Genomic DNA, 23,253 nt, shown 5'->3' with positions numbered 1-23,253 from the left:
GACGGACTTGCCGCCGACTGATGACAAACCGCTCAGCGGCAGCGCAAGATCGTTCATGGTGGGTGTGGTCTCCGGGAAATGGTTCGGATCGCCTTAAGCAACCAAATCCTACGTCATTTCAACGATCAGATCCCGAGCAGCCAGCCAGTATTCGACCGTCGCTGGCGCCTCCGCCCACTGAGGCCTTGTGCTTCCTCCAGCGAGTCAAGCCGATCACCATGCGTGTCGCCAGTTCTGGTGCTCACCCACGTGCCATTTGCGATCTTGTGTCGGTGAGAGCACCGCAAGCACCTCCCCTGCTAGAGGGCAAGGCGGCTTGCGTCGCCCGTGTTGTTACTATTCTTCGCTGTGGTCGGAGTTTTTTTCCTTGGCTTCGGAATCGGGACATTCGGCTTTGCAAAAAAACAGGCCATCGTGGTCGATCGTCACGCCCCCGAGTTCGGCGGCACGATGGGACGACAACGGCAGCGCAAGCTCCATTTGCGCGAGGGGCTCGTCCCTTCAAATACTTGATGCATTTGCGCTTTGCGTACCTCCGTGCATGTTGCTCGATGCCAGGCGGAGACCTCTGTCTAAACGATCGCGCATCGATGCAACGCCCACGCGTAGATCGCCATCATCGCGGCGATCGCTTTGCCGCGATCGCCGCAGCCGTTTTCGAGCACGACAATCATGCCGGCGCTGTCGGCAGCGATGCGCATGCAAAAATTCACAGATGCATTCTGGCCAAATGCTAGCTGCCCAGCAAATGTCCGGCATTTCGCAAGGCCCCTAGGAAGAGACTGGCATGGCCGTTGGCATCGATCTTGGCCTGCATCGACAGGGGCATGCTGTGCCAGTTCTCCAAGGGCGCAATGAAATGTGAGAACGTACCGTTGACGATGCAATGGTGGGTAACAAGGCCCTGTCTGTCCAACGCCAGCACGCCGATCTGGTCGCCCTGATATCGGATGGCTGCGACCCGCTGGACCCCCGCATCACCGTCGACCCGCACGTCGAAAAGCAGGATGCCGCGGCTCCTGGTGGCTACCTCGGCGGCCTTTTCAGCGAAGCTTAAGGAGAGCGAGCGGACGCTTTCGACCGCCAGCTGTAAAACCATCAAATCCAGTTCATCCACTGCCATAAGGTACCTGCGCGCAACACATGGGTGATAGCAATCGACCACACCGCTTGTTCACAGATGTCGGCTCACGACCGATCATTCAGGGTTTGCCGGTCAGTCCATTGACCGAGGGAGTGCTCCGGTTCGAACCGATCCTGAAGCGGAATGCGCTGGATCTACGGAACCCGAGGAGCAGGCCAGCCAAAGTTGCCGCGACAATTGATGTCGTGATCATTCCAGACATCTGCATCGGCGTCGCTGAACATCCCACTGGTAAATCCGTTGTTTGCGGCAAGCCCATCCTTGGGCCGTCTAGTACCTGAAACCCTCGCGGTGGCGTCCCTCGAAGCTCGGGACCGCCGGGCGCTTGATCGTCGAGAACTTTGTTTACGAAGGTCCGGACCTCCTGCAGAGCTTATTCTGGTGCGCTCGCCTTTGAGCATTCCGCTGAAGCGTGACGTTTCGCTAGTCAGTGTTCCTTGCCGGCTCACCGCGAGGGCGCCTTGCACACAGCTGCACGTCAGCGCATGAAACTCGTCCCCCGTTCACTTCACAAAATGGATTTCCTGAAGTACTGGGAGCGCAGAGAAATCTCCGGTCGCAGCCTACCCGGTTAAAACAAGGACCCAAAAATGAAGACTCTCGTCGTCTGCTCCGGCGGATTGGACTCCGTTACCCTTGCTCACAAGGTGGCAGCGGAGCACGAACTCGCCGGCCTCCTATCTTTCGATTACGGCCAACGGCATAGGAAGGAATTGGGCTTCGCCGCCCTTTGCGCGGAGCGACTGAGCGTCCCGCACCGCATCATCGACATCCACGAGATCGGCGGCGGCCTTTCCGGCTCCGCGCTGACCGATAATGTGGACGTGCCCGACGGGCACTACGCCGAAGACACGATGAAGGTCACGGTGGTGCCGAACCGGAACGCCATCATGTTGGCCATTGCCTTCGGCTTCGCCGCAGCGCACGACGCTGACGCGGTGGCGACGGCCGTGCATGGTGGGGATCATTTCATTTATCCCGACTGCCGTCCGGCCTTCATCGACGCTTTCCAGATGATGCAGGACCACGCGCTCGACGGCTACGCGAAAATTCGCATTTATGCACCCTATGTGAATCTCACGAAGGCGGACATTGTTAGGAATGGAGCAGCATACGGCACGCCATTTGCGCAGACCTGGTCCTGCTACAAGGGCGCCGAGCGTCACTGCGGGAGGTGCGGGACCTGCGTCGAGCGGCGCGAGGCGTTTCATCTCTCTGGGCAGCCGGACCCCACCGACTACGAGGACTCCGACTTCTGGCTCGATGCGCTGCGAAGGAGGACCGCGTAATGTTCCGCATCACCAAGGAATTCCACTTCTCAGCCTCGCATCAGCTCACCTCGTTGCCACCCGATCACCAATGCGCGCGCCTGCACGGGCATAACTACATCGTTGAAGTGGAGCTTTCAGCGAATGGACTGAACGACAACGGCTTCGTGCGCGACTATCACGATTTGGCGCCATTCAAACGCTACATCGACGAGAGCTTCGACCACCGACATCTCAACGACGTGCTGGGACATGAGCAAGTCACGGCGGAATATCTGGCCAGACATTTTTATGAATGGTGCAAGGCACGCCTGCGCGAAACCTCGGCCGTGCGGGTGAGCGAAACGCCGAAAACCTGGGCGGAATACCGGCCATGACCGATATGCATCCCGCAATCCGCGTGAGTGAGATTTTCGGGCCGACGATCCAGGGCGAGGGCGTGCTCATCGGTTTGCCCACGGTCTTCGTCAGAACCGGCGGGTGTGACTATCGCTGTTCCTGGTGCGACAGCCTGCATGCGGTGGACAATCAATTCCGGCATGAATGGGAGATGATGTCCATTGGCGCGGTGTGGCAAAACGTGCTTGCGCTTTCCGGTGGCCGCCCGCTGATGGTATCGCTGTCAGGCGGCAATCCGGCCATCCAGCCGCTCGGCGCGCTCATCGAGCGAGGCCATGGTGAAGGTTACCGTTTTGCGCTGGAAACCCAAGGTTCGGTGGCCAGGGACTGGTTTGCCGACCTTGACGTGCTAGTCCTCAGCCCAAAGCCGCCGTCAAGCCAAATGACGACCGATTGGGCCGCTTTCGAGGCGTGCCTCCAGGCGGCACAAGGCAGGCCGCAAGTCGTGCTCAAGCTCATTGTTTTCGACGAAAGGGACTACGCCTACGCGAAAGACGCCGCTGCGAGATTTCCGCGACTTCCGATCTATCTGCAACCCGGCAATCACACGCCGCCACGCCCCGCAAATGAAGACGCGCCTGTCGACCTTGACGGAATATTGAAGCGCATGGAGTGGCTGGTTGATGCCGTGACCCGCGACAGGTGGTTCGAAGCCCGTGTGCTGCCGCAGCTGCACGTTATGCTCTGGGGTAACAAGAGAGCCGTCTAGCCTAGGCCCGCTTTTCACTGAAACTGCGCCGGCGGATATTCGGGTGGACGGGTTGTCCCACGCTTGACGGCGCTGCCGGGGTGCTTGCGGACTTTCTGCCACCGGCACCAGGAGCGTGGCCAGCCGCTTACGACTCGGAATGTTGCCGAGGCTCGGTTTCGACGGGCGTCGGCTTGGCGCGAACCAATCAAAGGTTAGCGCGAGCCACGGGTGGATAGTGTGGTGGTGCCATGCGGCGGCGCCTGCTGCAGCTGGCAGGGTCCTTGCGGATTCTTGTTGCAAGGCCGAAGGGAGCTGTCGGCCGACAACCATGATCTGGCCAGGACGATTGTCGACTGCTTCCGATACAGAAAAGAGGCCGGACTCGACGTGGCGCTTCAGGGACTGCGAAATGGAATACGGCGCCGGAAGGCACGACCGGACGATATCGTCGCTATACCAAGACGCGTCTGGTCCGCACCGAATCCTGTCTCGACACGACGGTCGCCGATCAACAGTGAAAAATGTAGCGCAATCGGTTCACGATCGACTGAGAACCATGACCGTTCCTCTGCGGTGCTCAGACTGCCGCTGAGTGCCTGGCCGTTCCACTTTCGAAATATTTGTCGAACTTTGCCGCGATGCTCCTGACAAAGGGCCGGCTTTCCGCAGGCACGACGAAGCGGTCACCATCAAGTTCAAGCAACCGCGCAGGATCTTGGAGGGCCGTGGAACTCGCTCGGACGAGAAGTCTTTGGCCGGCTTCGCCAAAGCGCTCCACCAGCTCAATCGCCGAGAAGGCGAAGTCACACATCAATCGCTCGATGATCCAGCCGCGAACACGGTCGTCGTCAGAAAGCGCGATACCCCGAACAGCGGCCAGCCCGCCATGAGCAACCATGCGTCCATACTCGGCGGTCGAAGGCATATTCTGTGCATAGCCCTGGCGAAACTGGCTGATGGATGACGGGCCAAGGCCGATCAAGGTCTCGCAGCGATCCTCGGTGTAGCCCTGAAAGTTCCGGCGCAGTGTTCCGGCGCGGGCGGCAAGCGCGAGGGCATCGCCCGGTTTGGCGAAATGGTCGAGGCCGATTGCTTCGTATCCCTGGTCCACGATCGCCCGCGCCGCAAGTTGCGATTGAGCAAACCGCTCTGCCGGACCCGGCAGCCATGCCTCGTCGATCATCGTCTGATGTTTCTTGAACCACGGCACATAGGCGTAGCCAAAAAGCGCTATCCGATCCGGTTCCAGGGTCAGTGCCTGCGCGACGGTGGAGGAGACACTCTCCCTGGTCTGGTGTGGCAAGCCGTAGAGCAGGTCCAGATTGACCGATTCGACGCCGCGCGAACGAACGCCGTCGACTACCGCTTTGGTCTGCAAAAAGCTCTGCTCGCGGTTAATTGCCTTTTGCACCTTCGGGTCAAAATCCTGGACGCCGAGGCTCGCACGGGTCATGCCGATTTCGGCGAGTGCGTCGAGGCGGGCATCGTCCATATCATTAGGTTCGATTTCGACGCTGATCTTGGCGCCAGGAAGAAAGGTGAAGCTGTTGCGCAGGACGGTTCCCAGCGCCACCAGATCCTCCGGTTTGAGCATCGTCGGCGAACCGCCGCCGAAATGAACCGCGCGAACTCGGCCCTTGCCTGCGACAAGACCGGCGACGGTGGCGATCTCGGCATGCAGTGAGCGAAGATATGTGGTCACCGGTTCGTAGTGGCGTGTCTGCTTGGTATGGCAGGCACAGAACCAGCAAAGCTTGTCGCAGTACGGGATGTGCAGATAGAGCGAGATCTCGTCACCACGTTCGAGCGCCTCCAACCAGCCTCGGTAAACGACGGCATCGACCCCCGCATGGAAATGCGGCGCGGTCGGATAACTGGTATAGCGCGGGACGTTCTCGCCAAGTCTGGCAGCTAGCTCCAGTCGCATGTCGTGGTCCACCGTGTTTGCGTCGCCGGAACTGTGGATGCTTGGATGAGCCTAAGCCCTGATTTCGATCAACCTTCAGCACGGACAAACTGCCGCAAGGATTTTTCTACCGTCGATTGCTATCCTGCCCGCACTGGACCGGTAGAGCGATCGAATGACATTACGGCAGGACAGTCACAGTTCCGGCATTCCCGTTCTTTGCCTGTCTTGCGAGGCACGGCACCGCGGTGTCTGTGGTGCGCTCGAACCAGACCATTTGGCTCAGCTCGCCAAGACGTCGTCGCGGCACAATATCGAGCCGGGGGTCGAACTGATCGGCGACGCCGAGGCGGTCGACTGTTATTCAAACGTGCTTTCAGGCGTGGTGAAGCTCACGAAGAGCCTTTCGGACGGCCGCCAGCAGATCGTCGGTCTCCAGTTCGCGCCGGATTTTCTGGGACGGCCCTTCAAGATGAAAAGCGCGATCAATGCGGAAGCGGCAACAGCTGTCTCGCTATGCTCGTTTCCGAGAGCGGCCATCGAACGGATGATGAAGGAATCACCGGAATTTGTGCATCGCCTGCTCAAGCAGGCGCTGAACGAACTCGACGAGGCACGCGAATGGATGGTGACTCTGGGGCGCAAGACCGCACCGGAGAAGGTGGCGAGCTTTCTCCTCATGATCGCCCGGAACATCGGTTCCAGTGTTGACCCGGCGGCTAGGTCGGCGTGCTTCGAGCTGCCGATGACGCGTGCCGACATCTCTGATTTCCTTGGAATTACAAACGAGACCGTGAGCCGTCAGCTGACCAGCCTGAGAATGGACGGCGTGATTCGGATCGAGAACAACCGCCGTGTCACCGTGGACAGCATGAGCCGGCTGGAACGGCGCTGCGGCGGCCGAGGCGCAACCGCCCTTTGAATGACACCGAAGCTGCATGGCCTACGTCACTTACTTCGTTCGGGGCAGGGCATGCTCGCGTTGGGCTTAGAAGAAGTCGCATAGCGATAGCCCGCTCTCCATCCGATCGCATGAGCCAGGTGCGTTTCGGCCAACTCGTCGGCGAAGCATCCATCCTCGAGGTGCTCGACGTGCAACCGGCTGTTCCAGGCAGGATCGCACTCGGCCGAAGCCGATACGCCTCATACGCAGGGGAAAATCGCCGTTCCCCCGAACCATGAATGTCACGAAGGCAGCGCAACGCTGGCGCTGGCTGTCCCAAGGCATTGAAACGATCGACGTTCGGCAAGGCATCGGCCTACTTTTCAGCGTCACAGAAGGCGCGCTTCCCACACGCCCGCGATCGCCTCCATACCCGGCCAGACCGGGGACGCCGGGCCTGTCCATAAGCGTGGCGGCCGGTGCTGCGCTTCCACATTCGATCGCCACAGTCTGATCGCACCGAACTCGATGCTGCTCGAAGCAAAATCGTGCGGCTCTGACATGGATCAGGGCGAGCAGGCCACGGCTGCGCAATAAGGCACTGCGGTTTGGCGCCCGCCGGAATTGGAAATCGGGGCATGCGATGAAATTCGGCACAGAGATCGTCCTTCTAAGCCTGTTTGCGTTTGCGGCCCTGGTGGCTGCCGGCTTCGGCGTAGATGAACCTTTTCGCCGCCATATGTGGGTTTTGTTCTTCGCCGTGGCTGGCTTCACTGCGATTCTGTTGCGCAACACGGAGTTCAAGCCGGCAGTTCCGATCGACCCCGCCGCTTACATGGATGGGCCGATCCGCTACGGTGCCATCGCCACCGTATTCTGGGGCGTCGTCGGCATGCTGGTCGGCGTGGTCATCGCCCTGCAGCTCGCCTACCCCGATCTCAACATCCAGCCCTGGTTCAATTTCGGCCGACTGCGGCCTTTGCATACTTCCGGCGTGGTTTTTGCCTTCGGCGGCAATGCACTCATCTGCACGTCACTTTATGTCGTGCAGCGGACCTGTCGTGCCAGGCTGTTCGGCGGCGATCTCGCCTGGTTCGTGTTCTGGGGCTATCAGCTGTTCATCGTCATGGCGGCAACCGGCTACCTGCTCGGCATCACCGAGAGCCGCGAATACGCCGAGCCCGAATGGTATGTGGACCTGTGGCTGACCATTGTCTGGGTCGCCTATCTCATCCTGTTCCTCGGCACGATCCTAAAGCGCAAGGAACCGCACATCTATGTCGCCAACTGGTTCTACCTTGCCTTCATCGTGACCATCGCAATGCTGCATGTGATCAACAACCTGTCGATGCCGGTCTCCTTCCTGGGCTCCAAGAGCTATTCAGCCTTCTCCGGCGTACAGGACGCCCTGACGCAATGGTGGTACGGCCACAATGCCGTCGGCTTCTTCCTCACCGCCGGCTTCCTCGGGATGATGTATTATTTCGTGCCCAAGCAGGCCAACCGACCGGTCTATTCCTACCGGCTGTCGATCATCCACTTCTGGGCTTTGATCTTTCTTTACATCTGGGCCGGTCCGCACCACCTCCACTACACCGCCCTGCCGGACTGGGCCCAGACGCTCGGCATGGTGTTCTCGATCATGCTGTGGATGCCGTCATGGGGCGGCATGATAAACGGCCTGATGACGCTCTCGGGCGCCTGGGACAAGCTGCGCACCGACCCGATCATCCGTATGATGGTCATGGCCATCGCCTTCTACGGAATGTCGACCTTCGAAGGCCCGATGATGTCAATCAAGGCCGTCAACTCGCTCTCGCACTACACCGACTGGACCATCGGTCACGTCCATTCGGGCGCGCTCGGATGGGTTGGCATGATCTCGTTCGGCGCGATTTATTTCATGGTCCCGAAATTATGGAACCGCGACCGGCTTTATTCGCTGCGGCTCGTCAACTGGCACTTCTGGCTGGCGACGCTTGGGATCGTCGTCTACGCCGCGGTGATGTGGGTCTCCGGCATCATGCAGGGCTTGATGTGGCGCGAATACAACGAGCAGGGCTTCCTGGTCTACTCCTTCGCCGAAACCGTCGCCGCCATGCATCCCTACTACATCATGCGTGCCATCGGCGGCGCGATGTATCTGTCGGGCGCCCTCATCATGGCCTGGAACATCGCCATGACCATCCTCGGCTACCGGCGCGAGGAGGATCCGATGCCGCGCTCCATCCCCGCCCTCCAGCCTGTGCGATCAGGAGCCAGAAAATGGGCTTGATGGACAGACACGCGGTCATCGAGAAGAACGCCACACTTCTTCTCCTCGGGTCCCTGCTGGTCGTAACAATCGGCGGTATCGTCGAGATCGCGCCGCTCTTCTATCTCGACAACACCATCGAGATGGTCGAAGGCATGCGGCCCTATTCGCCGCTCGAGCTTGCCGGGCGCAACATCTATGCGCGAGAGGGCTGTTACCTCTGCCACAGCCAGATGATAAGGCCGTTCCGCGACGAGGTCGAGCGCTACGGCCACTATAGCCTGGCGGCCGAGTCGATGTACGACCACCCGTTCCAGTGGGGCTCGAAGCGCACCGGGCCGGATCTCGCCCGGGTCGGCGACCGCTACTCGAACGGATGGCACGTCCAGCATCTCACCGAGCCGCGTTCGGTGGTGCCGGAATCGATCATGCCGAGCTATGCCTTCCTGAAGGACATGCCAATCGAGGTGAAGGATTTCTCGACGCATCTGATCGCCAACAGCCGTGTCGGTGTGCCCTATTCAGACGACATGATCGCTCATGCCAATGCCGATCTCATGGCGCAGGCCGATGCGAATGCCGACACATCGGGCCTGGAGAGACGCTATCCGAAGGCCAAGCTTGGGGACTTCGACGGCGATCCGCAGCAGGTCACCGAAATGGATGCGCTGGTCGCCTATTTGCAGATGCTCGGCACGCTGGTCGATTTCAGGACCTATGACGAAGCCGCCGGTTACCGCTGAGGAGAATGGCGATGACCTACAATTTCATGCGGGAGTTTGCCGACAGCTGGGGCCTGCTTGCCATGGCGCTTTTCTTCCTCGGATGCGTTGCCTTTGCACTTCGTCCCGGCAGCCGCAGGCAAGCCGAGAGAGCCGCTCACATTCCTCTCAAGGAAGACTGATCATGGGCAGCGAGCATATCGACGAGGTTTCGGGTATCTCGACGACCGGCCATGAGTGGGACGGCATCAAGGAACTCAACAACCCGCTTCCCCGCTGGTGGGTCATCACCTTCTACATCACCATTGCCTGGGCGATCGGCTACACCGTCGTCTATCCGGCATGGCCGATGCTGACTTCCGCGACCAGGGGTGTGCTGGGGTATTCGAGCCGCAAAGACGTCAAGAATGAGCTGGCGGCGGCCGAAGTGGCCAAAGGCAAATATGTCGCTGCCATTCAGGCGAAGACCGTTTCCGAGATTACTGCCGACGATACGCTACGCGACTTCGCCGTCGCCGCAGGTGGCGCCGCGTTCAAGGTCAATTGCGTGCAGTGCCATGGCTCGGGCGCTCAAGGGTCCAAGGGTTTTCCCAACCTAAACGACGACGATTGGCTGTGGGGTGGCAACGCCGAACAGATCCAGCAGACGATTGCGCACGGCATCCGCTTCGCATCAGACCCGGATACGCGCCTGTCGGAAATGCCTGCTTTTGGGGACATCATCACGACGGATCAGATCAAGCAGGTCGGCGCCTATGTCGCAAATCTCTCCGATCCTGTTCAGGACACAAGCCTGATCGAACCCGGCGCCAATATCTTCGCCGAGAATTGTGCGGCCTGTCATGGTGAGAATGCAAAGGGCAACAGGGAGCTCGGCGCACCCGACCTGACCGACGCGATCTGGCTATACGGGTCTGGCGAAACAGCCATCGCCGCGCAGGTCCGCGCGCCGAAGCACGGCGTCATGCCGGCCTGGATCGGGCGTCTCGGCGAGATCAAGGCCAAGGAACTCGCGGTCTATGTCCATTCGCTTGGTGGCGGAGAATAGGTACGCAAGCCTATTCTCGTCCTCCCCCCCACCGCCAAGCGACGAGGCCCGGCGCGCGCCGGGCCTCGGCATCATCCAGAAACCGATGGGTCTCTGGTGACTGGAGCTTCTCGTGCTCGATAACACGCAAATAGAACGGCTCGAGGCCGATGCGGTCAACTCCGCCAAGACCCGTCAGCCGCTCTATGCCGCACGCAAGAAGATCTTCCCGAACCGGGCCTCTGGCAGTTTCCGCCGCTTCAAGTGGTCGGTGATGGCAATCACGCTGGGGATCTACTACCTGACGCCCTGGCTGCGGTGGGATCGCGGGCCATTTGCCCCCGACCAGGCCGTGCTGGTCGATCTTGCCAACCGGCGTTTCTACTTCTTCTTCATCGAGATATGGCCGCAGGAATTCTTTTATGTGGCCGGCCTGCTGGTCATGGCCGGTATCGGCCTTTTCCTGATCACATCCACCGTCGGCCGGGCCTGGTGCGGCTATACGTGCCCGCAGACCGTGTGGGTCGATCTGTTTCTGGTCGTCGAGCGAGCCATCGAGGGCGACCGCAACGCGCGCATGAAGCTCGATGCCGGGCCCTGGACGGCGCGCAAACTCGTGCTGCGAACATCGAAACACGCCATTTGGCTGGTCATAGGCGCGGCGAGCGGCGGCGCCTGGATCTTCTATTTCGCCCATGCGCCGACCTTGCTCATCGAACTCTTCACCGGCACGGCAGCGCCTGTCGCCTACATCACCGTCGCTGTGCTCACAGCGACGACCTATACGTTCGGCGGGCTGATGCGCGAGCAGGTCTGCACCTATATGTGCCCGTGGCCGCGCATCCAGGCGGCCATGCTCGACGAAAGGTCGCTCACCGTCACCTATAATGACTGGCGCGGCGAACCGCGCTCGCGCCACGCCAAGAGGGTCCTTGCCGCCGGGCAGCCCGTCGGTGACTGCGTCGACTGCAATGCCTGTGTCGCGGTGTGCCCGATGGGGATCGACATTCGTGATGGCCAGCAGCTTGAATGCATCACCTGCGCGCTCTGCATCGATACCTGTGATGGTATCATGGACAAGCTCGGCAGGGAGCGCGGACTGATTTCCTATGCGACGCTGGCCGACTACAACGCCAACATGATGCTGGCGACCCCGGGCGGCTCCGGTTCAGTCAACCCGTCAGTGGTCAGGAGCGCTGACGGCCTGTTCTCCGACAAGGTGGCCCGTTTCCATATCCGCAAGATCTTTCGCCCGCGCACCTTCATCTACATGAGCGCCTGGTCGGCGGTCGGTCTCGCGCTGCTCTATTCGCTGCTGACCCGCGAACGGCTCGAATTGAATGTCCTGCATGATCGCAACCCGCAGTCCGTGACGCTGTCGGACGGTTCGATCCGCAACGGCTACACCGTCAAGTTGCTCAACATGATCCCCGAACCAAGAACGATCATCGTCACGATGCAGGGCCTGCATGAAGCCGAAATGAGCGTTGTCGGCATCAACCTGCCGGCGGATCGCTCCTTTGCCATCCCGGTCGAACCCGACCGGCTGAAGATGCTCAAGGTTTTCGTGCGTCAGCCGGCAGATCAGGTTCGGGGTGCAGCGCAAAGCTTCAAGTTCCGGGTCGAAAATAAGGCAACGTTCGAGTCGGACGAATACACGGCCACTTTCAACGCACCGGAGATCGCCAGATGACCGACACCTCGCGACAATCCCGCGAATTCACCGGCAGGCATATGCTGTTCACCATCCTTGGCTTCTTCGGCGTGGTCATAGCGGTCAATCTGACGATGGCGACGCTCGCAAACACGAGCTGGACCGGCCTTGTCGTCGAAAACACCTATGTGGCGAGCCAGCAATTCAACAAAAAGGCCGAGCAAGGGCGAGCTCAGGCAGCCCTCGGCTGGACTGGCAAACTCACCATCGCAGGCGGTGAGGTCCGCTACAGCCTCACCGATGCTGGCGGCAAGACGGTTGCCGTGCATGGCGTCAAGGTGCTGTTTCGTCATCCCGCCTACGAGGCCGAGGACAAATCCGTCACTCTTGCCGCTGCCTCCGGTCAGATATTCGCCGCGCACCACATCCCCAAGGATGGCGTCTGGATCGTCGAAATCGACGCCGATGCGAGCCTTGCGGAACCCTATCGCGACGTTCGCCGGATCATGATTTCCCAGGGGGCGCTGCAATGAGCTGCTGCGCGCCAGGCGCCGAAATGGCATTGGACCTGGAAAAGGTCACACTGGTCCTGCCTTCTGGCCAGGAAATCAGACTGGCGAGCCGCTCGATTGGCGAAAATCTTCGCCAGACCGACCTCTCGGTGCCGGCTGTGCATTGTGCCGCCTGCATCCAGACGATCGAGACGGCGATCGGCAAGCTGGATCGCGTCGAAGGCGCTCGTGTCAATCTTTCGACGAAACGTGTTTCGGTCCGGTGGCGCGGCGAGGAGGTTCCGCCATTCGTCGCCACACTTGGACGGCTGGGCTATGGCGCGCACCTGTTCGATCCCGAGGCTGACGGGAAGGACAAGGCGCTCTCGGAACTGATCCGCGCCGTCGCGGTCGCCGGCTTTGCGGCGGGCAACATCATGCTGCTATCAATCTCCGTCTGGTCCGGCGCGCAAGGCGCGACCCGCGACCTGTTTCATTGGGTCTCGGCCTTGATTGCCATTCCTGCGCTCGCTTTCGCCGGCGGCATCTATTTTCGCTCGGCCTGGAATGCGCTGCGCCACAGCCGCATGAACATGGACGTGCCGATCGCGGTCGGGGTATCGCTCGCTTACGCCATGAGCCTCTACGAGACGATCAACCATGGCGACCATGCTTATTTCGACGCGTCGGTGTCGCTGCTGTTCTTTCTGCTGATCGGCCGCACGCTGGATCACGTGATGCGGGAACGGGTGCGGACGGCCGTGAACGGACTGGCTCGGCTGGCGGCGCGCGGCGCCATGGTGCTGCGCGAGGATGGTTCGCGCGACTACTTGCCGGTTGGCGAGATCGAACCAGGAATGGAGCTCTTGATCGCGGCCGGCGAGAGGGTGCCCGTCGACGGCAGGATCATTGGCGGGGCGTCGGATCTCGACTGTTCCCTGGTTTCCGGGGAAAGCACGCCCAGAACGGTGGGCCCGGGGGCGCAGGTCCAGGCCGGTACACTCAATCTCACCGGTCCGCTGACCATCGAGGCGACGGCCGCCGCGAAGGATTCCTTCCTGGCCGAAATGGTTCGGCTGATGGAAGCGGCAGAGGGCGGCCGCGCCCGCCACCGCAGGATCGCCGATCGCGTCTCCGCGCTCTATGCCCCCGTGGTCCACCTCACCGCCTTTGCGACGTTCCTCGGCTGGATGGCGGCGACCGGCGACTGGCACCGGGCGATAACCATCGCCATCGCCGTTTTGATCATCACATGCCCGTGCGCGCTCGGTCTCTCCGTGCCGATCGTACAGGTGGTCGCTGCGCGCCGGCTGTTCGAAAGCGGCGTCATGGTCAAGGACGGCTCCGCCATGGAGCGCCTGGCGGGGATCGACACGGCATTGTTCGACAAAACCGGCACGCTTACGCTCGGACTGCCAAGGCTGATCAATGCGCCGTCCATCGATCCGATTATGCTCGCCATGGCGGCCGAGATGGCAGCGCATTCCCGCCATCCCTTTTCGAAGGCAATCGCTGGCCATGCAGCCTTTGCCGGCCAGCCGAAACTCGCGTCCGTCAGGGAGCATCCGGGCTTCGGCATCGAAGCCATCGCCGAGGGCAGTACCTGGCGGCTGGGTCGCCGCGGATGGGCTGAGTGGAAAGCCCGGACCGGCGGCGAAGGCAAACAAGGCTATGGCGGAACCGTTCTGACGAAGGACGGGGTCATTGTCGCGACTTTCGATTTCGAGGATGAGCTGCGTGCCGATGCCAAGGCGGCCATCGAGCAACTGAACGGCGCCGGCGTGTCGGTGGAGATGCTATCGGGCGACACAGAAGCTGCCTGCGGCGAAGTCGCGGAAGCGCTGGGCGTCGAGCGCTTCGTTCCCGCGTTGCTTCCCTCCGGGAAGGTCGAACACATCGAAGCATTGACGCGAACTGGCCACAAGGTGCTGATGGTCGGCGATGGGCTCAACGACACGCCTGCATTGGGCGCCGCACACGTTTCGATCGCTCCGGCCACGGCGGCGGATATCGGTCGCAACGCCGCGGATTTCGTGTTCCTACGTAGAAGTCTTCTGGCGGTCCCACTTGCTTTAGACATTTCGCGGAAGGCCGGACTGCTGATCCGGCAGAACATCGCCATCGCGATCGTTTACAATGGCATCGCCGTGCCGGTCGCCATTCTGGGGCACGTTACGCCACTGATCGCGGCGGTCGCGATGTCCGCCTCCTCCCTCCTGGTCATCGGCAATGCGCTACGCCTGCAAGGTTTCGTGTCACATGCATCGGTGCAAGATGCCCGACATGACAGGCGCTCCGACATTGGCGCACTGGCACAATCCTCATGACGACGCTCGCCTACCTCATACCTGTGGCCCTGTTCCTCGGAGCGCTTGGGCTGGCCGGATTCCTGTGGGCCTTGAGGAGCGGCCAATATGAAGATCTCGATGGCGCCGCCGAGCGGATCCTGATCGACCGCGACGAGCCGCGCAGTTGACCCAGCCAGCCCTGCGACGTCTCGCTCGAATATTTTCCGCGGTTGCTTCGCGTCATGCCGATTTCCGCGCGCGACGGGTGCGAACGGATCAGCCAGAATACGTTGCCGAACTTTCGGCCAGGAAAGGGCCGCACCGAACGGGAAGCCGGCCATTCCATGATGACCTGACCAGACCATGGCGTGGCGATCGACCAGTCGACCGTGAACCCGCCGTTGCCGCGTTTATCGAGCCTGGTTGATCCACATCAGGGTTATCTCTTCATAGGCATGGTTTATTGAGCATTTTTGAACGGAGAACGGATGTCTAACGGACGGTTAGGTCGCGTGGAGACGCTTGGGGAGATGAGCCGCAAACCGTGGATCGATTGCGATGCGTTCCAGTGCCCTTCGTCGCAGATAGCCGACGCAATGGCGGCACGCTGATGGCCGGCTCTGTCGATAGATTCGACGTTATTGTCGTCGGAGCCGGGCCGGTCGGACTTTCCTTCGCCGCGTCGCTTGCCCAGAGCCGACTCAAGGTGGCAGTGGTTGAACGGCAGTCGCTCGAAAGCCTGGCGAATTCGGCTTTCGACGGTCGCGAGATCGCGCTGACCCACGCATCGGTCGGAATCCTTCGCGAGCTCGGCGCCTGGGATGCCATCCCCGCTTCGGACAAATCACCACTTCAAGGCGCGCGCGTGCTCAACGGATCGAGCCCTTTCGCCCTGAGCTTCGATTCTCCCAGCGGATCTGGGGAACCACTCGGAATTCTGGTCCCAAATTGTCGGATCCGCGACGCCCTGTTCAAGATTGTCCGCTTCCAGGATCATGCCCGGCTGCTGTGCGGCCACTCGGTCGTCAATGCAACAACCAGCCACAAAGAAGCAGTCATAACGCTCTCTGATGGCAGGCAATTGGCCGCTCGGCTGCTCGTTGCAGCGGATTCGCGTTTGTCCGCGACGCGCGACCTGCTCGGCATTGGCGCCGACATCAATCGGCTTGGCAACTCCATGCTGATTTGCCGGGTGAGGCACGAGCGCGCCCATCACCAGATCGCGGTCGAATGGTTCGATCACCATCAGACCATAGCGATGTTGCCGCTCATGGAAGGCGTATCGTCGCTGCTTCTCACTTTGCGCTCAAGCGAGGCCGACAGACTGCTTGCTCTCGACGACGATTTGTTCCTCATGGAATCGACGAGCCGGTGTCGAGGACGCCTCGGAGAGATGACCTTGGCAAGCACCCGCCATGCCTATCCGCTGGTCACGACCTGGGCGCACAAGTTCTGGGCTCCGAGTGCGGCACTGATCGGCGATGCTGCCCTCGGCATGCACCCGGTGACCGCGCATGGCTTCAACATCGGCCTCAGTGGCCAGAAGCAACTCGCCGATAGAATCCTGGCGGCATGTCGCGAGCGCCGCGACATTGCTGATCCCGACATACTCGGCAGATACGAAAGCCGGCTGCGTCTGTCGGCGGCACCGCTCTATCATGCTACGAATGCACTTGTCGCGCTCTACTCAGGCGAGCACCCGGCGGCACGGCTTGCAAGACATGCAGGGCTTCGCTTTGCCCAATATCTTCCCTTTGTCCGCCATGGCATTTCGGCCATGCTCAGGCGGTGAATCGGCAGATAGCGCTGCCGCTCTGGAACGCTGTCTCGGCCCGGCTTCCTTTTGTCTCGCCGGGCGCGTTGATGCCGTTGGCAGGGCTGCTTCCATGGTGACGTTGCCGATCCTGGGATGATTCGGATCAAGGCACGCGTCCGGGCAAGAGCTCGATGGTCAGACGGCAAGGCCAAGAGCAGACGTGCGCCCCGAAGACATGGTGAGCGCACTGGTTACCCCCGCTGGATAGTTAACCCGTCCTTCAGTGGGCCTGCGTAAGCTTGTCCTCGCGAACAACGATGGGAGCAAGCTGGTCCGTCCATGGCCCCGAAGAAAGTAGACACGCTGGAGGCCAAAATCCGTCAGGATCAGCTTGCTGACCTGAGGACCGGCCTCTTCGTGTCGATGCCGATAAGCGGTATCCTGTCAGGCCTGATTTGGGCGGTGCACGCCCTTTCTGGCAGCGGCTTTGCCGCTGCAATCTGGTTCCTGGTCGTCAATGCGATAAATGCCGCCCGCCTTGCACTCGCGCGTTATCAGCTAAAGGAAACGGGGCGCCATGACGGTTCAGTGGGGGTTTTGCCGCGGCTACGCTGGTTTGGCATCCTTGCTCTTCTGGCAGGGTTTGCCTGGTCCTTCCTGGCCGTCCTGACTGTTGGATACACGACACCTCAAGCACCGCTGCATCTGGTCATTCTGGCGGGCATTTCCGCTGGTGCGGTTACATACGGCAGTTCGTATGCCGCGGCGGCGACCAACTTCATCACACCTCCGCTCCTCATCACGGTGGGTTGCCTTTTGGCGAAAGGCAATTTTGAAGACTACATTCTGGCTTTTACCGTTCTGCTCTTCATGGGCGGCTTGGTTCGAGCTTCGTTTGTTGGGCAAGCACGGTTCCGCGAAGCGAGCCGCCTGAGGCATGAGGCCGAGCGGCTTGCGGCGGAGATGAAGGCCAGTTCCAGGCAGGACCACCTGACGGCCCTTCTCAACAGGCGTGGCCTCGAACACGCTATCGGACGGTTCGAGACCGCGGATAGCCCCTTCGTGGCAATGCTGATTGATCTGGACGGGTTCAAATCCGTCAACGATACCTACGGTCACAGGACCGGTGATGAACTGCTTGTCAGGATCGCCCGCCGCATAGAGGAGGAAGCACCGGAAGGCTCAACGCTCGCTCGTATCGGCGGCGATGAATTCGTGCTGTTTTTTCCTTCAACGAGGGTTTCGCTTTCTGCCAGTGATCTCGCCTCCAATATCATAGCCAAAATTGCCCGCCCCTATATCGAGGTCGCGTCCGTCCGTGTCGGGGCATCGATAGGAATATACTTGGCGCAGACGCCGGGCCTGACGGAAATGTTGTTGCGGGCGGATATCGCCCTTTATACGGCCAAGCGTCGTGGCAGGAACGAATTTTGCCTGTTCGATGCCGAACTCGACAGGGAACTGCAACGCCGCCAGTCCGTCGAACGGGACCTTCATTCGGCGATAAAGACGAGAAGCTTGCAACCTTGGTTCCAGCCGATCGTGAAACTCGACACGGAGGCCGTGGTCGGTTTTGAAGCCTTGCTGAGGTGGTCCCATCCGACTCATGGTGCCATCTCTCCACCCGAAATCATCACAGCTGCACGCGAAACCGGAATGCTTCAGCTGCTGACGCAAACCGTATTCGCCGACTGTTGTGCTTTTATCGACGGCTTGGTGAAAGCTGACTGTCGTGATCTCCGTGTGGCGATGAATGTTTCGCCGCGCGAACTGGAAGCCGGCGATATCGACGACATGGTTTTGGATGGTCTGGCGGCAAAAGGCCTCCCTGCAACGATGTTCGAAATCGAGATTACCGAAGAATCCCCGGTGGACCCGGACAGAGTGGATGAAAAGCTCGGACGGCTTTCACATGCCGGCATTTCCATCGCGCTCGATGACTTCGGCACCGGCTTTTCTACGTTGGCATCGCTCAAGGACAGTCGGATACGCAAGGTGAAAATAGACCAGGGCTTCATTCGCGGCTTGGCCAAGTCCCGAGAGGACCGACTGCTTGTCAAATCGGTCATCGATCTCGGTAACATGCTCGGGATCGAGGTCATGGCCGAGGGCGTCGAAACAGAGGCGGATCGGCAAACCCTGCACAAGCTTGGCTGCCGAACCGCTCAAGGCTTCTTGTTCTCCAAGGCTGTGCCTCTCAGCCAAGCACTAGAAATGGCAGTCAAACAGCACGCGAACCAGTTGTGACCGCTCCCGCCGCGCCGTCTCTCGGGGCCGTGCGCTCATGAATGGTGGGTATCTGAACTTCCTTGTTTGAAGAGCATGACAATCCGTGCTGTGCGTCAGCCGGCGAACAGTTCCTTGTAGCCGGTCGTCACCATCCAGTTCGCACGGTCGATATGGCTGCGAAGAGCCTTGCGCGCGCGGACCGGTTCAATGGACGGGTCGATGCCGAGAATGCGATCGGCCATCTCCTCTTCGCTGGCATTGTCGGCGCAGGCATCCAGGATCCGCAGGTAGATCGTGAAATGCTGCCTATCGTAGGCCGTCAGGTTCTCCGACCAGGGGACTTCGTCGCACAGAGTTGAGTTTCGAGTCTCATCTGTTCCCATTGATCGATTCATGCCTGTTGCGAGCCTCGCCTGTTGAGCGCTGGATGCAACGCAGCATATCCCAAAATGGGATAATCCGAAACCGGGATTAGTCGCTGATCCGGTCTTTACCCGACCGGTTCGCCTACATGCCCAAGTCTCTTCGATCGCCCCGCCACCAGCGGTTTCTGGCCCAGTTGGTTTCCCTGCGCAAGGCCAAAGGCCTGACTCAGGCGCAGGTGGCCGAGAAGCTTGATCGTCCCCAATCCTTCGTGGCCAAGTACGAGGGTGGAGAGCGTCGTCTCGACGTCATCGAGTTTCTCGACTTAACTGCGGCGCTTGACGCTGATCCGTGCGAGATTCTGTCCAGCCTGCGGGCTAACGGGCGCCTGCGCACCTAACGGCTCGCCCCAGTGCTCGTGGACCGAGCCCGCTTTTTCTGCCATTCCGCTGCGGGTGGTCTTTACCAGGCCATGCCGATATAGGATGATAATCCTAATTATGTACGTGACACAGTATCAGTGATTCGGTAGGGTATTGGGCGTGACAGGCCGGACTCAGCACACAAGTGGAAAAATGCGAAAACGCCTATTTGGCACTGGAAAATTATGCGTTTTGCATATTTCATAATGGCGGAGCGGGATTCTTCCGCTTTGATACGACTTCCCCGGATGGCTCGGGGAAGAAGGCATCCGTAGCGGGGTGCGCCATCCAGCGACGCCCGGTGGGGCGGGGTGTGAGCGCTTTTGCGGGCCGACTCACCCCCTCCATCGCGCTGGAACATCCGAGCCTAGTGATTCGTCTGGACCCGACAAGAGTCCAAGTAGTGATTCCTGCGTGATAACGGGCTTTCTTGGAATAACTGGCATGAGCGGTGGGAAGCCGTCCAAAGATTCTGACGAAAAGCGCTTCAACGAGACCGTGAAGCGGATGCTGAAAACACCGCCCAAGCCGCACGAGAAGGCACCGAAACAGCATCAGTCTACCAGCGAAAAAAGCCCTGTAGATAAGGCAGTTCCGAAGAAAGACTCTTAAGAATATTTGCGCTACGGTCCCCTCAACTGAGGGGGGCCACATGCCGCGATGCAGAGTTAACGCCTACTTAATAGAAGTTCGGAAGCTTCATTCACGCTCCAAGGAAAATCTCAAATTTGGGGACTTTGATGGAGCCTCAGACCTTCGGACCGAATTGCTCAAAATCATGGGGAAATTGGCACGTTACAGTAAGGTGCCGCTTTACCAGAAGGTATTTCGAATTTCCCTGGTGGGTCCCAGTTCCCGCGTGGGGCCGATCAAGGGGATAATCCATTCTGGCGACTACGGAATCGAGACGGACATCATCGATTCGGATAGTGGCGTCGTTTCCTACAAAAAGAAGAAGACCGAGTCGCTTCCAGATCCGTTCTATTTTCACATGGAACTACCTCCTGACGAAAAGCGCGGCATCTTGTGCCTACAGCAATCGGGCCTTAGTGGCGTGAAGGCACTTTTCGAAACAGTTGTAGGTGGGCAATTCCAGAAGTTTTTCAGCGAATACAAACTTCATATTCGCAATCTAACGATGGCGGATGCGCTGGCCAACTACATAAAGAACGGTATAGTGGAAGAAATCGGCGTCGAAAAGCACGAGATACCTGCCGACATAGCTGACCGCTTTGGCGGCTCTCATAAAACATATAAAGGAAAGTTCACCTACTCTATCAAACCAGATCAGCCGTTCTTCAAGCGTGGTGGTTTGATCGCATTCTCGAAGGGAGAAAAGACACTTGATGATATTTTCGACTTCGACGAACATGGTTTTGACGTGGTCAAGACGAAAATTCGTGTTCGAGGTGAGTTAAAGACAGTAAACCTTACACAGCCGGAGACGATCAGTACCTCTTTCGACATTACAGATGATGTGACAATTGGGGTTGACGGACGCCCCACATTGAAAAGCATTGCAAGAGAATTTCAAAAGATAGTTGAAGAGACCGCCGAGAGGGGAGGAATTGCATTGTGACCAGCAAAATCGATGTGCGAATGATTCTTATCGATCATTTCGACACTTTCAGAGATGAGGCAACCGGAAAAGTAAGTTATCCTGACTATATCCTGATGGTTGGAGTGCCGGCGATTGCAGCACTTATTTTTCTGATACTAGGAATCCAGATTGGAGATATGGTTGTCGGAACCCTCGTCTCGGTCTTTGCGATATTCGCCGGTCTTCTATTCAACGTACAAGTTCTGATGTATTCGTTCTCGGACGATGAATCGGCAAAGAACAAGAGCATTAGGGACAGACTCTTACACCAGAGCTTTGCAAACATTTCGTACGCAATTGTGGTTTCCTTGTTGATTGTTTTTCTACTTACAGTAATATTGTTCGTTGATGGGATACCTCAGCGAATCGTAGAGACGCTGATAGTTTTCTTCGCGAGTAACTTCTTCCTCTCGCTTTTGATGGTTCTGAAGCGGATGCACGTTCTTCTTAGGGCTAAGTTTGGCGGTTAGATTTTTTTCGCTTCCACATCAGCCTTCGCGCCTTCTGCTTAGGCGAGATCGCCTTCGTTAATCCGCCGATAGGTAAGGCGCTTGCCTTCGATCATTGCAAGCAACTGGTCGTGGCGCTCGGTGTCGGTGACGCCAAGAGCGGTGCGGCGATTGTAGCGGAAATCGAACTCGGCCAACTAGCGGTGAAGATGGGCTTCGCCGCAATGCTGGTAGACACCGACCATGCCGCGCTTGAAGACTGAAAACACGTTCTCAATCGTGTTCGAATGGATCGACACGCCATTCTCATAGCGAACGTATTCGCCAGCGGAATGATTGGTCGTCTTGTGTGAGGCGTATTCCTCGCCAGTGGTGGTGTAGAGTTTTGACTGGTCGGTATAGAGCGTCGAATTTCGGTCGGCATTACGGACCAGGATATCGCGCACAACGGCCTTGGTGGCGTGGCTGGACGTGAACCATGCGGGCTTTGCCGCCACGCTCGACAAGGCCGATAACGGTGCGCTTCGGCTTCATCTTGCGCTTCAAGCGCGGTTGGCCTTTGCGCTGCGGCGAAAGGTAATCGCGATCAACGCGTCCGATGTAGGTTTCGTCGGCTTCTACGGTCTTGCCTTCGCCGCCAAGCGGGCCAGCGGACTTAACGTCGTCCGCCATCGCCTCACGAATCCGGTGCGCCATAAACCAAGCGGTCTTATAGGTAACGCCAAGCATGCGGTGCAACTGGTGCGCGGACATGCCTTTCTTGGATGAAGCCATGAGGAACGTCGCCAGAAGCCACTTGTTCAAGGCGATCTTGGAGCGTTCGAAGACGGTGCCGACAGTGACGGTGAACTGCTCACGGCATTCCATGCAGTTGTACAGGCCGGGGCGGTGCACCTTGCCTTCCATCTTGGTGATGCGGTCGGGATTGGCATTGCCGCAATGCGGGCAGTTAGGGCCATGCGGCCAACGCTGCGCTTCCAAATGGATGCGGGCGGCGTCGGCGTCTTGGAAGATTGGGCTGTCGAGTTTCATGGCTAGGTGCTCCCTGCCATCTTAGCAGAGTTATCATGCTTTGTCACGTATATAATTAGGACGATAATCCTAGGTTGGGCGATTCCTCAACGGAGATCGCAATGGCAGGAGCAAACTTTCCAAGCAGCTTTCACAGGCTGAAATCGAGCGCTTTCTGGCGGAAAGACTCCAGGCTGCAAACGTCGCATTCTCTCTTCGGAGGGAAGGGGCGTGGGCAACCATCGCTATCAAGACAACTCCTGGCTGGCTTTCTTGCCTCGAATCGACCCTGCCGCTGTCGGCTGCAACATCAAAGCCAATATAAGCTACAAAACGGGCGAGCGCATCTATCATGATCCAGGAATATTACGGGGACACGCGCCTCAACCTGTTGAAAGGCGAGCGCTGGTTGTGTTCGGAGGAAGCCGCGCGCACGGCGGCGATGTCGAGTTTCTCGACGTAACTGCGGCGCTTGACGATGATCCGTGCGAAAAATCTGTCCAGCCTGCCGTCCTGGCGGGCGCCCGCGCGCCTGACGACGCGCACCAGGTGCTCGTGAACCGAGCCCGCTTTTCTTCGGCAAGCTCAGGCGGTCTCGGCCATTCGGCTTCGCCCCTTGGCGCGGGCCGCCCGGGGGGCAGGGCCGGCCGGCCGCCGGTCGGGGCGGGGCGCTGGGGTGTTTGGGCGGGCCCGGGG

General features: G+C 59.4%; 23 protein-coding genes and 2 pseudogenes. 19 read left to right on the top strand and 6 right to left on the bottom strand.

Going from position 1 to position 23,253, the window contains the following annotated elements; genetic code table 11:
• Positions 1 to 336 precede the first annotated feature (336 nt).
• The 3 genes from NKH12_RS24900 to NKH12_RS24890 all read right to left on the bottom strand — a co-directional run bounded on the left by NKH12_RS24900 (position 337) and on the right by NKH12_RS24890 (position 1,123).
• The gene (locus NKH12_RS24900; RefSeq protein WP_352541546.1) at positions 337 to 480 is read right to left on the bottom strand and encodes a hypothetical protein; all 144 of its coding nucleotides are present in this window, start codon (positions 478 to 480) and stop codon (positions 337 to 339) included.
• 92 nt (positions 481 to 572) lie between these two features.
• Positions 573 to 701 carry a hypothetical protein gene (locus tag NKH12_RS24895; RefSeq protein ID WP_023722056.1) on the bottom strand — a complete coding sequence of 43 codons (129 nt, stop codon included), beginning with the start codon at positions 699 to 701 and terminating at the stop codon, positions 573 to 575.
• 32 nt (positions 702 to 733) lie between these two features.
• Positions 734 to 1,123, bottom strand: coding sequence for a hypothetical protein (locus NKH12_RS24890; RefSeq protein ID WP_023722055.1), 390 nt, complete (start codon positions 1,121 to 1,123; stop codon positions 734 to 736).
• A 611-nt stretch (positions 1,124 to 1,734) separates the two neighbouring features.
• Between NKH12_RS24890 and queC the strand changes: the two genes are divergently transcribed.
• From queC to queE, 3 genes are read left to right on the top strand one after another with little or no spacing between them, the layout of a single operon-like run.
• Positions 1,735 to 2,433, top strand: a complete 699-nt coding sequence (gene queC / locus NKH12_RS24885; RefSeq protein ID WP_023679622.1) for a 7-cyano-7-deazaguanine synthase QueC — start codon at positions 1,735 to 1,737, stop codon at positions 2,431 to 2,433.
• On the top strand, positions 2,433 to 2,789 hold the full coding sequence (gene queD, locus NKH12_RS24880) for a 6-carboxytetrahydropterin synthase QueD (protein ID WP_023722053.1): 357 nt from the start codon (positions 2,433 to 2,435) through the stop codon (positions 2,787 to 2,789). The genes queC and queD overlap by 1 nt, the downstream gene beginning before the upstream one ends.
• A complete protein-coding gene (queE, locus tag NKH12_RS24875) occupies positions 2,786 to 3,520 on the top strand; it encodes a 7-carboxy-7-deazaguanine synthase QueE (protein ID WP_352955586.1) in 735 nt (244 codons plus the stop codon). The genes queD and queE overlap by 4 nt, the downstream gene beginning before the upstream one ends.
• A 559-nt stretch (positions 3,521 to 4,079) precedes the next feature.
• Here queE and hemN read toward each other — a convergent pair.
• A complete protein-coding gene (gene hemN, locus NKH12_RS24870; protein ID WP_352955585.1) occupies positions 4,080 to 5,429 on the bottom strand; it encodes an oxygen-independent coproporphyrinogen III oxidase in 1,350 nt (449 codons plus the stop codon).
• A 154-nt stretch (positions 5,430 to 5,583) separates the two neighbouring features.
• Here hemN and NKH12_RS24865 point away from each other — a divergent pair, with 154 nt between their 5' ends.
• From NKH12_RS24865 to NKH12_RS24815, 11 genes are all read left to right on the top strand, one after another.
• Positions 5,584 to 6,330 carry a Crp/Fnr family transcriptional regulator gene (locus NKH12_RS24865; protein WP_352823927.1) on the top strand — a complete coding sequence of 249 codons (747 nt, stop codon included), beginning with the start codon at positions 5,584 to 5,586 and terminating at the stop codon, positions 6,328 to 6,330.
• Between the two features lie 604 nt (positions 6,331 to 6,934).
• Positions 6,935 to 8,566 (top strand): cytochrome-c oxidase, cbb3-type subunit I, encoded by a 1,632-nt coding sequence (gene ccoN / locus NKH12_RS24860; RefSeq protein WP_352955584.1) that lies wholly within the window; start codon positions 6,935 to 6,937, stop codon positions 8,564 to 8,566.
• Positions 8,557 to 9,288, top strand: a complete 732-nt coding sequence (gene ccoO, locus NKH12_RS24855) for a cytochrome-c oxidase, cbb3-type subunit II (protein ID WP_352772277.1) — start codon at positions 8,557 to 8,559, stop codon at positions 9,286 to 9,288. Before ccoN ends, ccoO begins: the two co-directional genes overlap by 10 nt.
• Positions 9,289 to 9,299: 11 nt before the next feature.
• Positions 9,300 to 9,449: a cbb3-type cytochrome c oxidase subunit 3 gene (locus NKH12_RS24850; protein ID WP_352955583.1), complete on the top strand. Its 150-nt coding sequence runs from the start codon at positions 9,300 to 9,302 to the stop codon at positions 9,447 to 9,449.
• Between the two features lie 2 nt (positions 9,450 to 9,451).
• Positions 9,452 to 10,315, top strand: coding sequence for a cytochrome-c oxidase, cbb3-type subunit III (gene ccoP / locus NKH12_RS24845; protein WP_352955582.1), 864 nt, complete (start codon positions 9,452 to 9,454; stop codon positions 10,313 to 10,315).
• Positions 10,316 to 10,427: 112 nt separating this feature from the next.
• A complete protein-coding gene (ccoG, locus tag NKH12_RS24840) occupies positions 10,428 to 11,987 on the top strand; it encodes a cytochrome c oxidase accessory protein CcoG (RefSeq protein ID WP_352955581.1) in 1,560 nt (519 codons plus the stop codon).
• Positions 11,984 to 12,481, top strand: coding sequence for a FixH family protein (locus NKH12_RS24835; RefSeq protein ID WP_352955580.1), 498 nt, complete (start codon positions 11,984 to 11,986; stop codon positions 12,479 to 12,481). Before ccoG ends, NKH12_RS24835 begins: the two co-directional genes overlap by 4 nt.
• Complete coding sequence (locus NKH12_RS24830) at positions 12,478 to 14,766, top strand: cation-translocating P-type ATPase (RefSeq protein ID WP_352955579.1); 2,289 nt, start codon at positions 12,478 to 12,480, stop codon at positions 14,764 to 14,766. Before NKH12_RS24835 ends, NKH12_RS24830 begins: the two co-directional genes overlap by 4 nt.
• Positions 14,763 to 14,915 (top strand): cbb3-type cytochrome oxidase assembly protein CcoS, encoded by a 153-nt coding sequence (gene ccoS, locus NKH12_RS24825; RefSeq protein WP_023679633.1) that lies wholly within the window; start codon positions 14,763 to 14,765, stop codon positions 14,913 to 14,915. Before NKH12_RS24830 ends, ccoS begins: the two co-directional genes overlap by 4 nt.
• A 422-nt stretch (positions 14,916 to 15,337) precedes the next feature.
• Positions 15,338 to 16,519 (top strand): 5-demethoxyubiquinol-8 5-hydroxylase UbiM, encoded by a 1,182-nt coding sequence (ubiM, locus tag NKH12_RS24820; RefSeq protein WP_352955587.1) that lies wholly within the window; start codon positions 15,338 to 15,340, stop codon positions 16,517 to 16,519.
• Between the two features lie 303 nt (positions 16,520 to 16,822).
• Positions 16,823 to 18,730, top strand: a complete 1,908-nt coding sequence (locus NKH12_RS24815; protein WP_352955578.1) for a putative bifunctional diguanylate cyclase/phosphodiesterase — start codon at positions 16,823 to 16,825, stop codon at positions 18,728 to 18,730.
• A gap of 95 nt (positions 18,731 to 18,825) precedes the next feature.
• Here NKH12_RS24815 and NKH12_RS24810 read toward each other — a convergent pair whose 3' ends face one another.
• On the bottom strand, positions 18,826 to 19,095 hold the full coding sequence (locus NKH12_RS24810; RefSeq protein ID WP_352955576.1) for a DNA -binding domain-containing protein: 270 nt from the start codon (positions 19,093 to 19,095) through the stop codon (positions 18,826 to 18,828).
• A 128-nt stretch (positions 19,096 to 19,223) separates the two neighbouring features.
• On the opposite strand from NKH12_RS24810, the gene NKH12_RS24805 reads away from it, so the two are divergent.
• The 4 genes from NKH12_RS24805 to NKH12_RS24790 all read left to right on the top strand — a co-directional run bounded on the left by NKH12_RS24805 (position 19,224) and on the right by NKH12_RS24790 (position 21,567).
• Complete coding sequence (locus tag NKH12_RS24805) at positions 19,224 to 19,475, top strand: helix-turn-helix domain-containing protein (RefSeq protein WP_352955575.1); 252 nt, start codon at positions 19,224 to 19,226, stop codon at positions 19,473 to 19,475.
• A 466-nt stretch (positions 19,476 to 19,941) separates the two neighbouring features.
• Positions 19,942 to 20,109 carry a hypothetical protein gene (locus tag NKH12_RS24800; protein WP_352955574.1) on the top strand — a complete coding sequence of 56 codons (168 nt, stop codon included), beginning with the start codon at positions 19,942 to 19,944 and terminating at the stop codon, positions 20,107 to 20,109.
• Positions 20,110 to 20,263: 154 nt separating this feature from the next.
• Positions 20,264 to 21,076: a hypothetical protein gene (locus NKH12_RS24795; protein WP_352955573.1), complete on the top strand. Its 813-nt coding sequence runs from the start codon at positions 20,264 to 20,266 to the stop codon at positions 21,074 to 21,076.
• Positions 21,073 to 21,567, top strand: a complete 495-nt coding sequence (locus NKH12_RS24790; protein WP_352955572.1) for a hypothetical protein — start codon at positions 21,073 to 21,075, stop codon at positions 21,565 to 21,567. The genes NKH12_RS24795 and NKH12_RS24790 overlap by 4 nt, the downstream gene beginning before the upstream one ends.
• A 38-nt stretch (positions 21,568 to 21,605) precedes the next feature.
• Here NKH12_RS24790 and NKH12_RS24785 read toward each other — a convergent pair.
• Positions 21,606 to 22,578: pseudogene (locus NKH12_RS24785) on the bottom strand (IS1595 family transposase).
• A 210-nt stretch (positions 22,579 to 22,788) separates the two neighbouring features.
• Here NKH12_RS24785 and NKH12_RS24780 point away from each other — a divergent pair.
• Positions 22,789 to 23,253, top strand: a pseudogene (locus tag NKH12_RS24780) (hypothetical protein); the annotation flags it as partial.

It is taken from the genome of Mesorhizobium sp. M1322 (genome assembly GCF_040318085.1).
In the GTDB taxonomy this organism is placed as follows: Bacteria; Pseudomonadota; Alphaproteobacteria; order Rhizobiales; family Rhizobiaceae; genus Mesorhizobium.
Note: the sequence above shows the minus strand (reverse complement) of the source record. Positions and strands in the feature narration are given on the sequence as shown.

Excerpts from the sequence above, each read along its gene's own strand:
- NKH12_RS24805 (WP_352955575.1), top strand. The coding sequence starts at position 19,224 with ATGCCCAAGTCTCTTCGATCGCCCCGCCACCAGCGGTTTCTGGCCCAG.
- ccoO (WP_352772277.1), top strand. The coding sequence starts at position 8,557 with ATGGGCTTGATGGACAGACACGCGGTCATCGAGAAGAACGCCACACTT.
- NKH12_RS24835 (WP_352955580.1), top strand. The coding sequence starts at position 11,984 with ATGACCGACACCTCGCGACAATCCCGCGAATTCACCGGCAGGCATATG.
- queC (WP_023679622.1), top strand. The coding sequence starts at position 1,735 with ATGAAGACTCTCGTCGTCTGCTCCGGCGGATTGGACTCCGTTACCCTT.
- NKH12_RS24810 (WP_352955576.1), bottom strand. The coding sequence starts at position 19,095 with ATGGGAACAGATGAGACTCGAAACTCAACTCTGTGCGACGAAGTCCCC.
- ccoN (WP_352955584.1), top strand. The coding sequence starts at position 6,935 with ATGAAATTCGGCACAGAGATCGTCCTTCTAAGCCTGTTTGCGTTTGCG.
- NKH12_RS24850 (WP_352955583.1), top strand. The coding sequence starts at position 9,300 with ATGACCTACAATTTCATGCGGGAGTTTGCCGACAGCTGGGGCCTGCTT.
- NKH12_RS24830 (WP_352955579.1), top strand. The coding sequence starts at position 12,478 with ATGAGCTGCTGCGCGCCAGGCGCCGAAATGGCATTGGACCTGGAAAAG.
- ccoS (WP_023679633.1), top strand. The coding sequence starts at position 14,763 with ATGACGACGCTCGCCTACCTCATACCTGTGGCCCTGTTCCTCGGAGCG.
- NKH12_RS24815 (WP_352955578.1), top strand. The coding sequence starts at position 16,823 with ATGGCCCCGAAGAAAGTAGACACGCTGGAGGCCAAAATCCGTCAGGAT.
- ccoP (WP_352955582.1), top strand. The coding sequence starts at position 9,452 with ATGGGCAGCGAGCATATCGACGAGGTTTCGGGTATCTCGACGACCGGC.
- ubiM (WP_352955587.1), top strand. The coding sequence starts at position 15,338 with ATGGCCGGCTCTGTCGATAGATTCGACGTTATTGTCGTCGGAGCCGGG.
- queE (WP_352955586.1), top strand. The coding sequence starts at position 2,786 with ATGACCGATATGCATCCCGCAATCCGCGTGAGTGAGATTTTCGGGCCG.
- queD (WP_023722053.1), top strand. The coding sequence starts at position 2,433 with ATGTTCCGCATCACCAAGGAATTCCACTTCTCAGCCTCGCATCAGCTC.
- hemN (WP_352955585.1), bottom strand. The coding sequence starts at position 5,429 with ATGCGACTGGAGCTAGCTGCCAGACTTGGCGAGAACGTCCCGCGCTAT.
- NKH12_RS24890 (WP_023722055.1), bottom strand. The coding sequence starts at position 1,123 with ATGGCAGTGGATGAACTGGATTTGATGGTTTTACAGCTGGCGGTCGAA.
- NKH12_RS24895 (WP_023722056.1), bottom strand. The coding sequence starts at position 701 with ATGCGCATCGCTGCCGACAGCGCCGGCATGATTGTCGTGCTCGAAAAC.
- NKH12_RS24900 (WP_352541546.1), bottom strand. The coding sequence starts at position 480 with ATGGAGCTTGCGCTGCCGTTGTCGTCCCATCGTGCCGCCGAACTCGGG.
- NKH12_RS24865 (WP_352823927.1), top strand. The coding sequence starts at position 5,584 with ATGACATTACGGCAGGACAGTCACAGTTCCGGCATTCCCGTTCTTTGC.
- NKH12_RS24800 (WP_352955574.1), top strand. The coding sequence starts at position 19,942 with ATGAGCGGTGGGAAGCCGTCCAAAGATTCTGACGAAAAGCGCTTCAAC.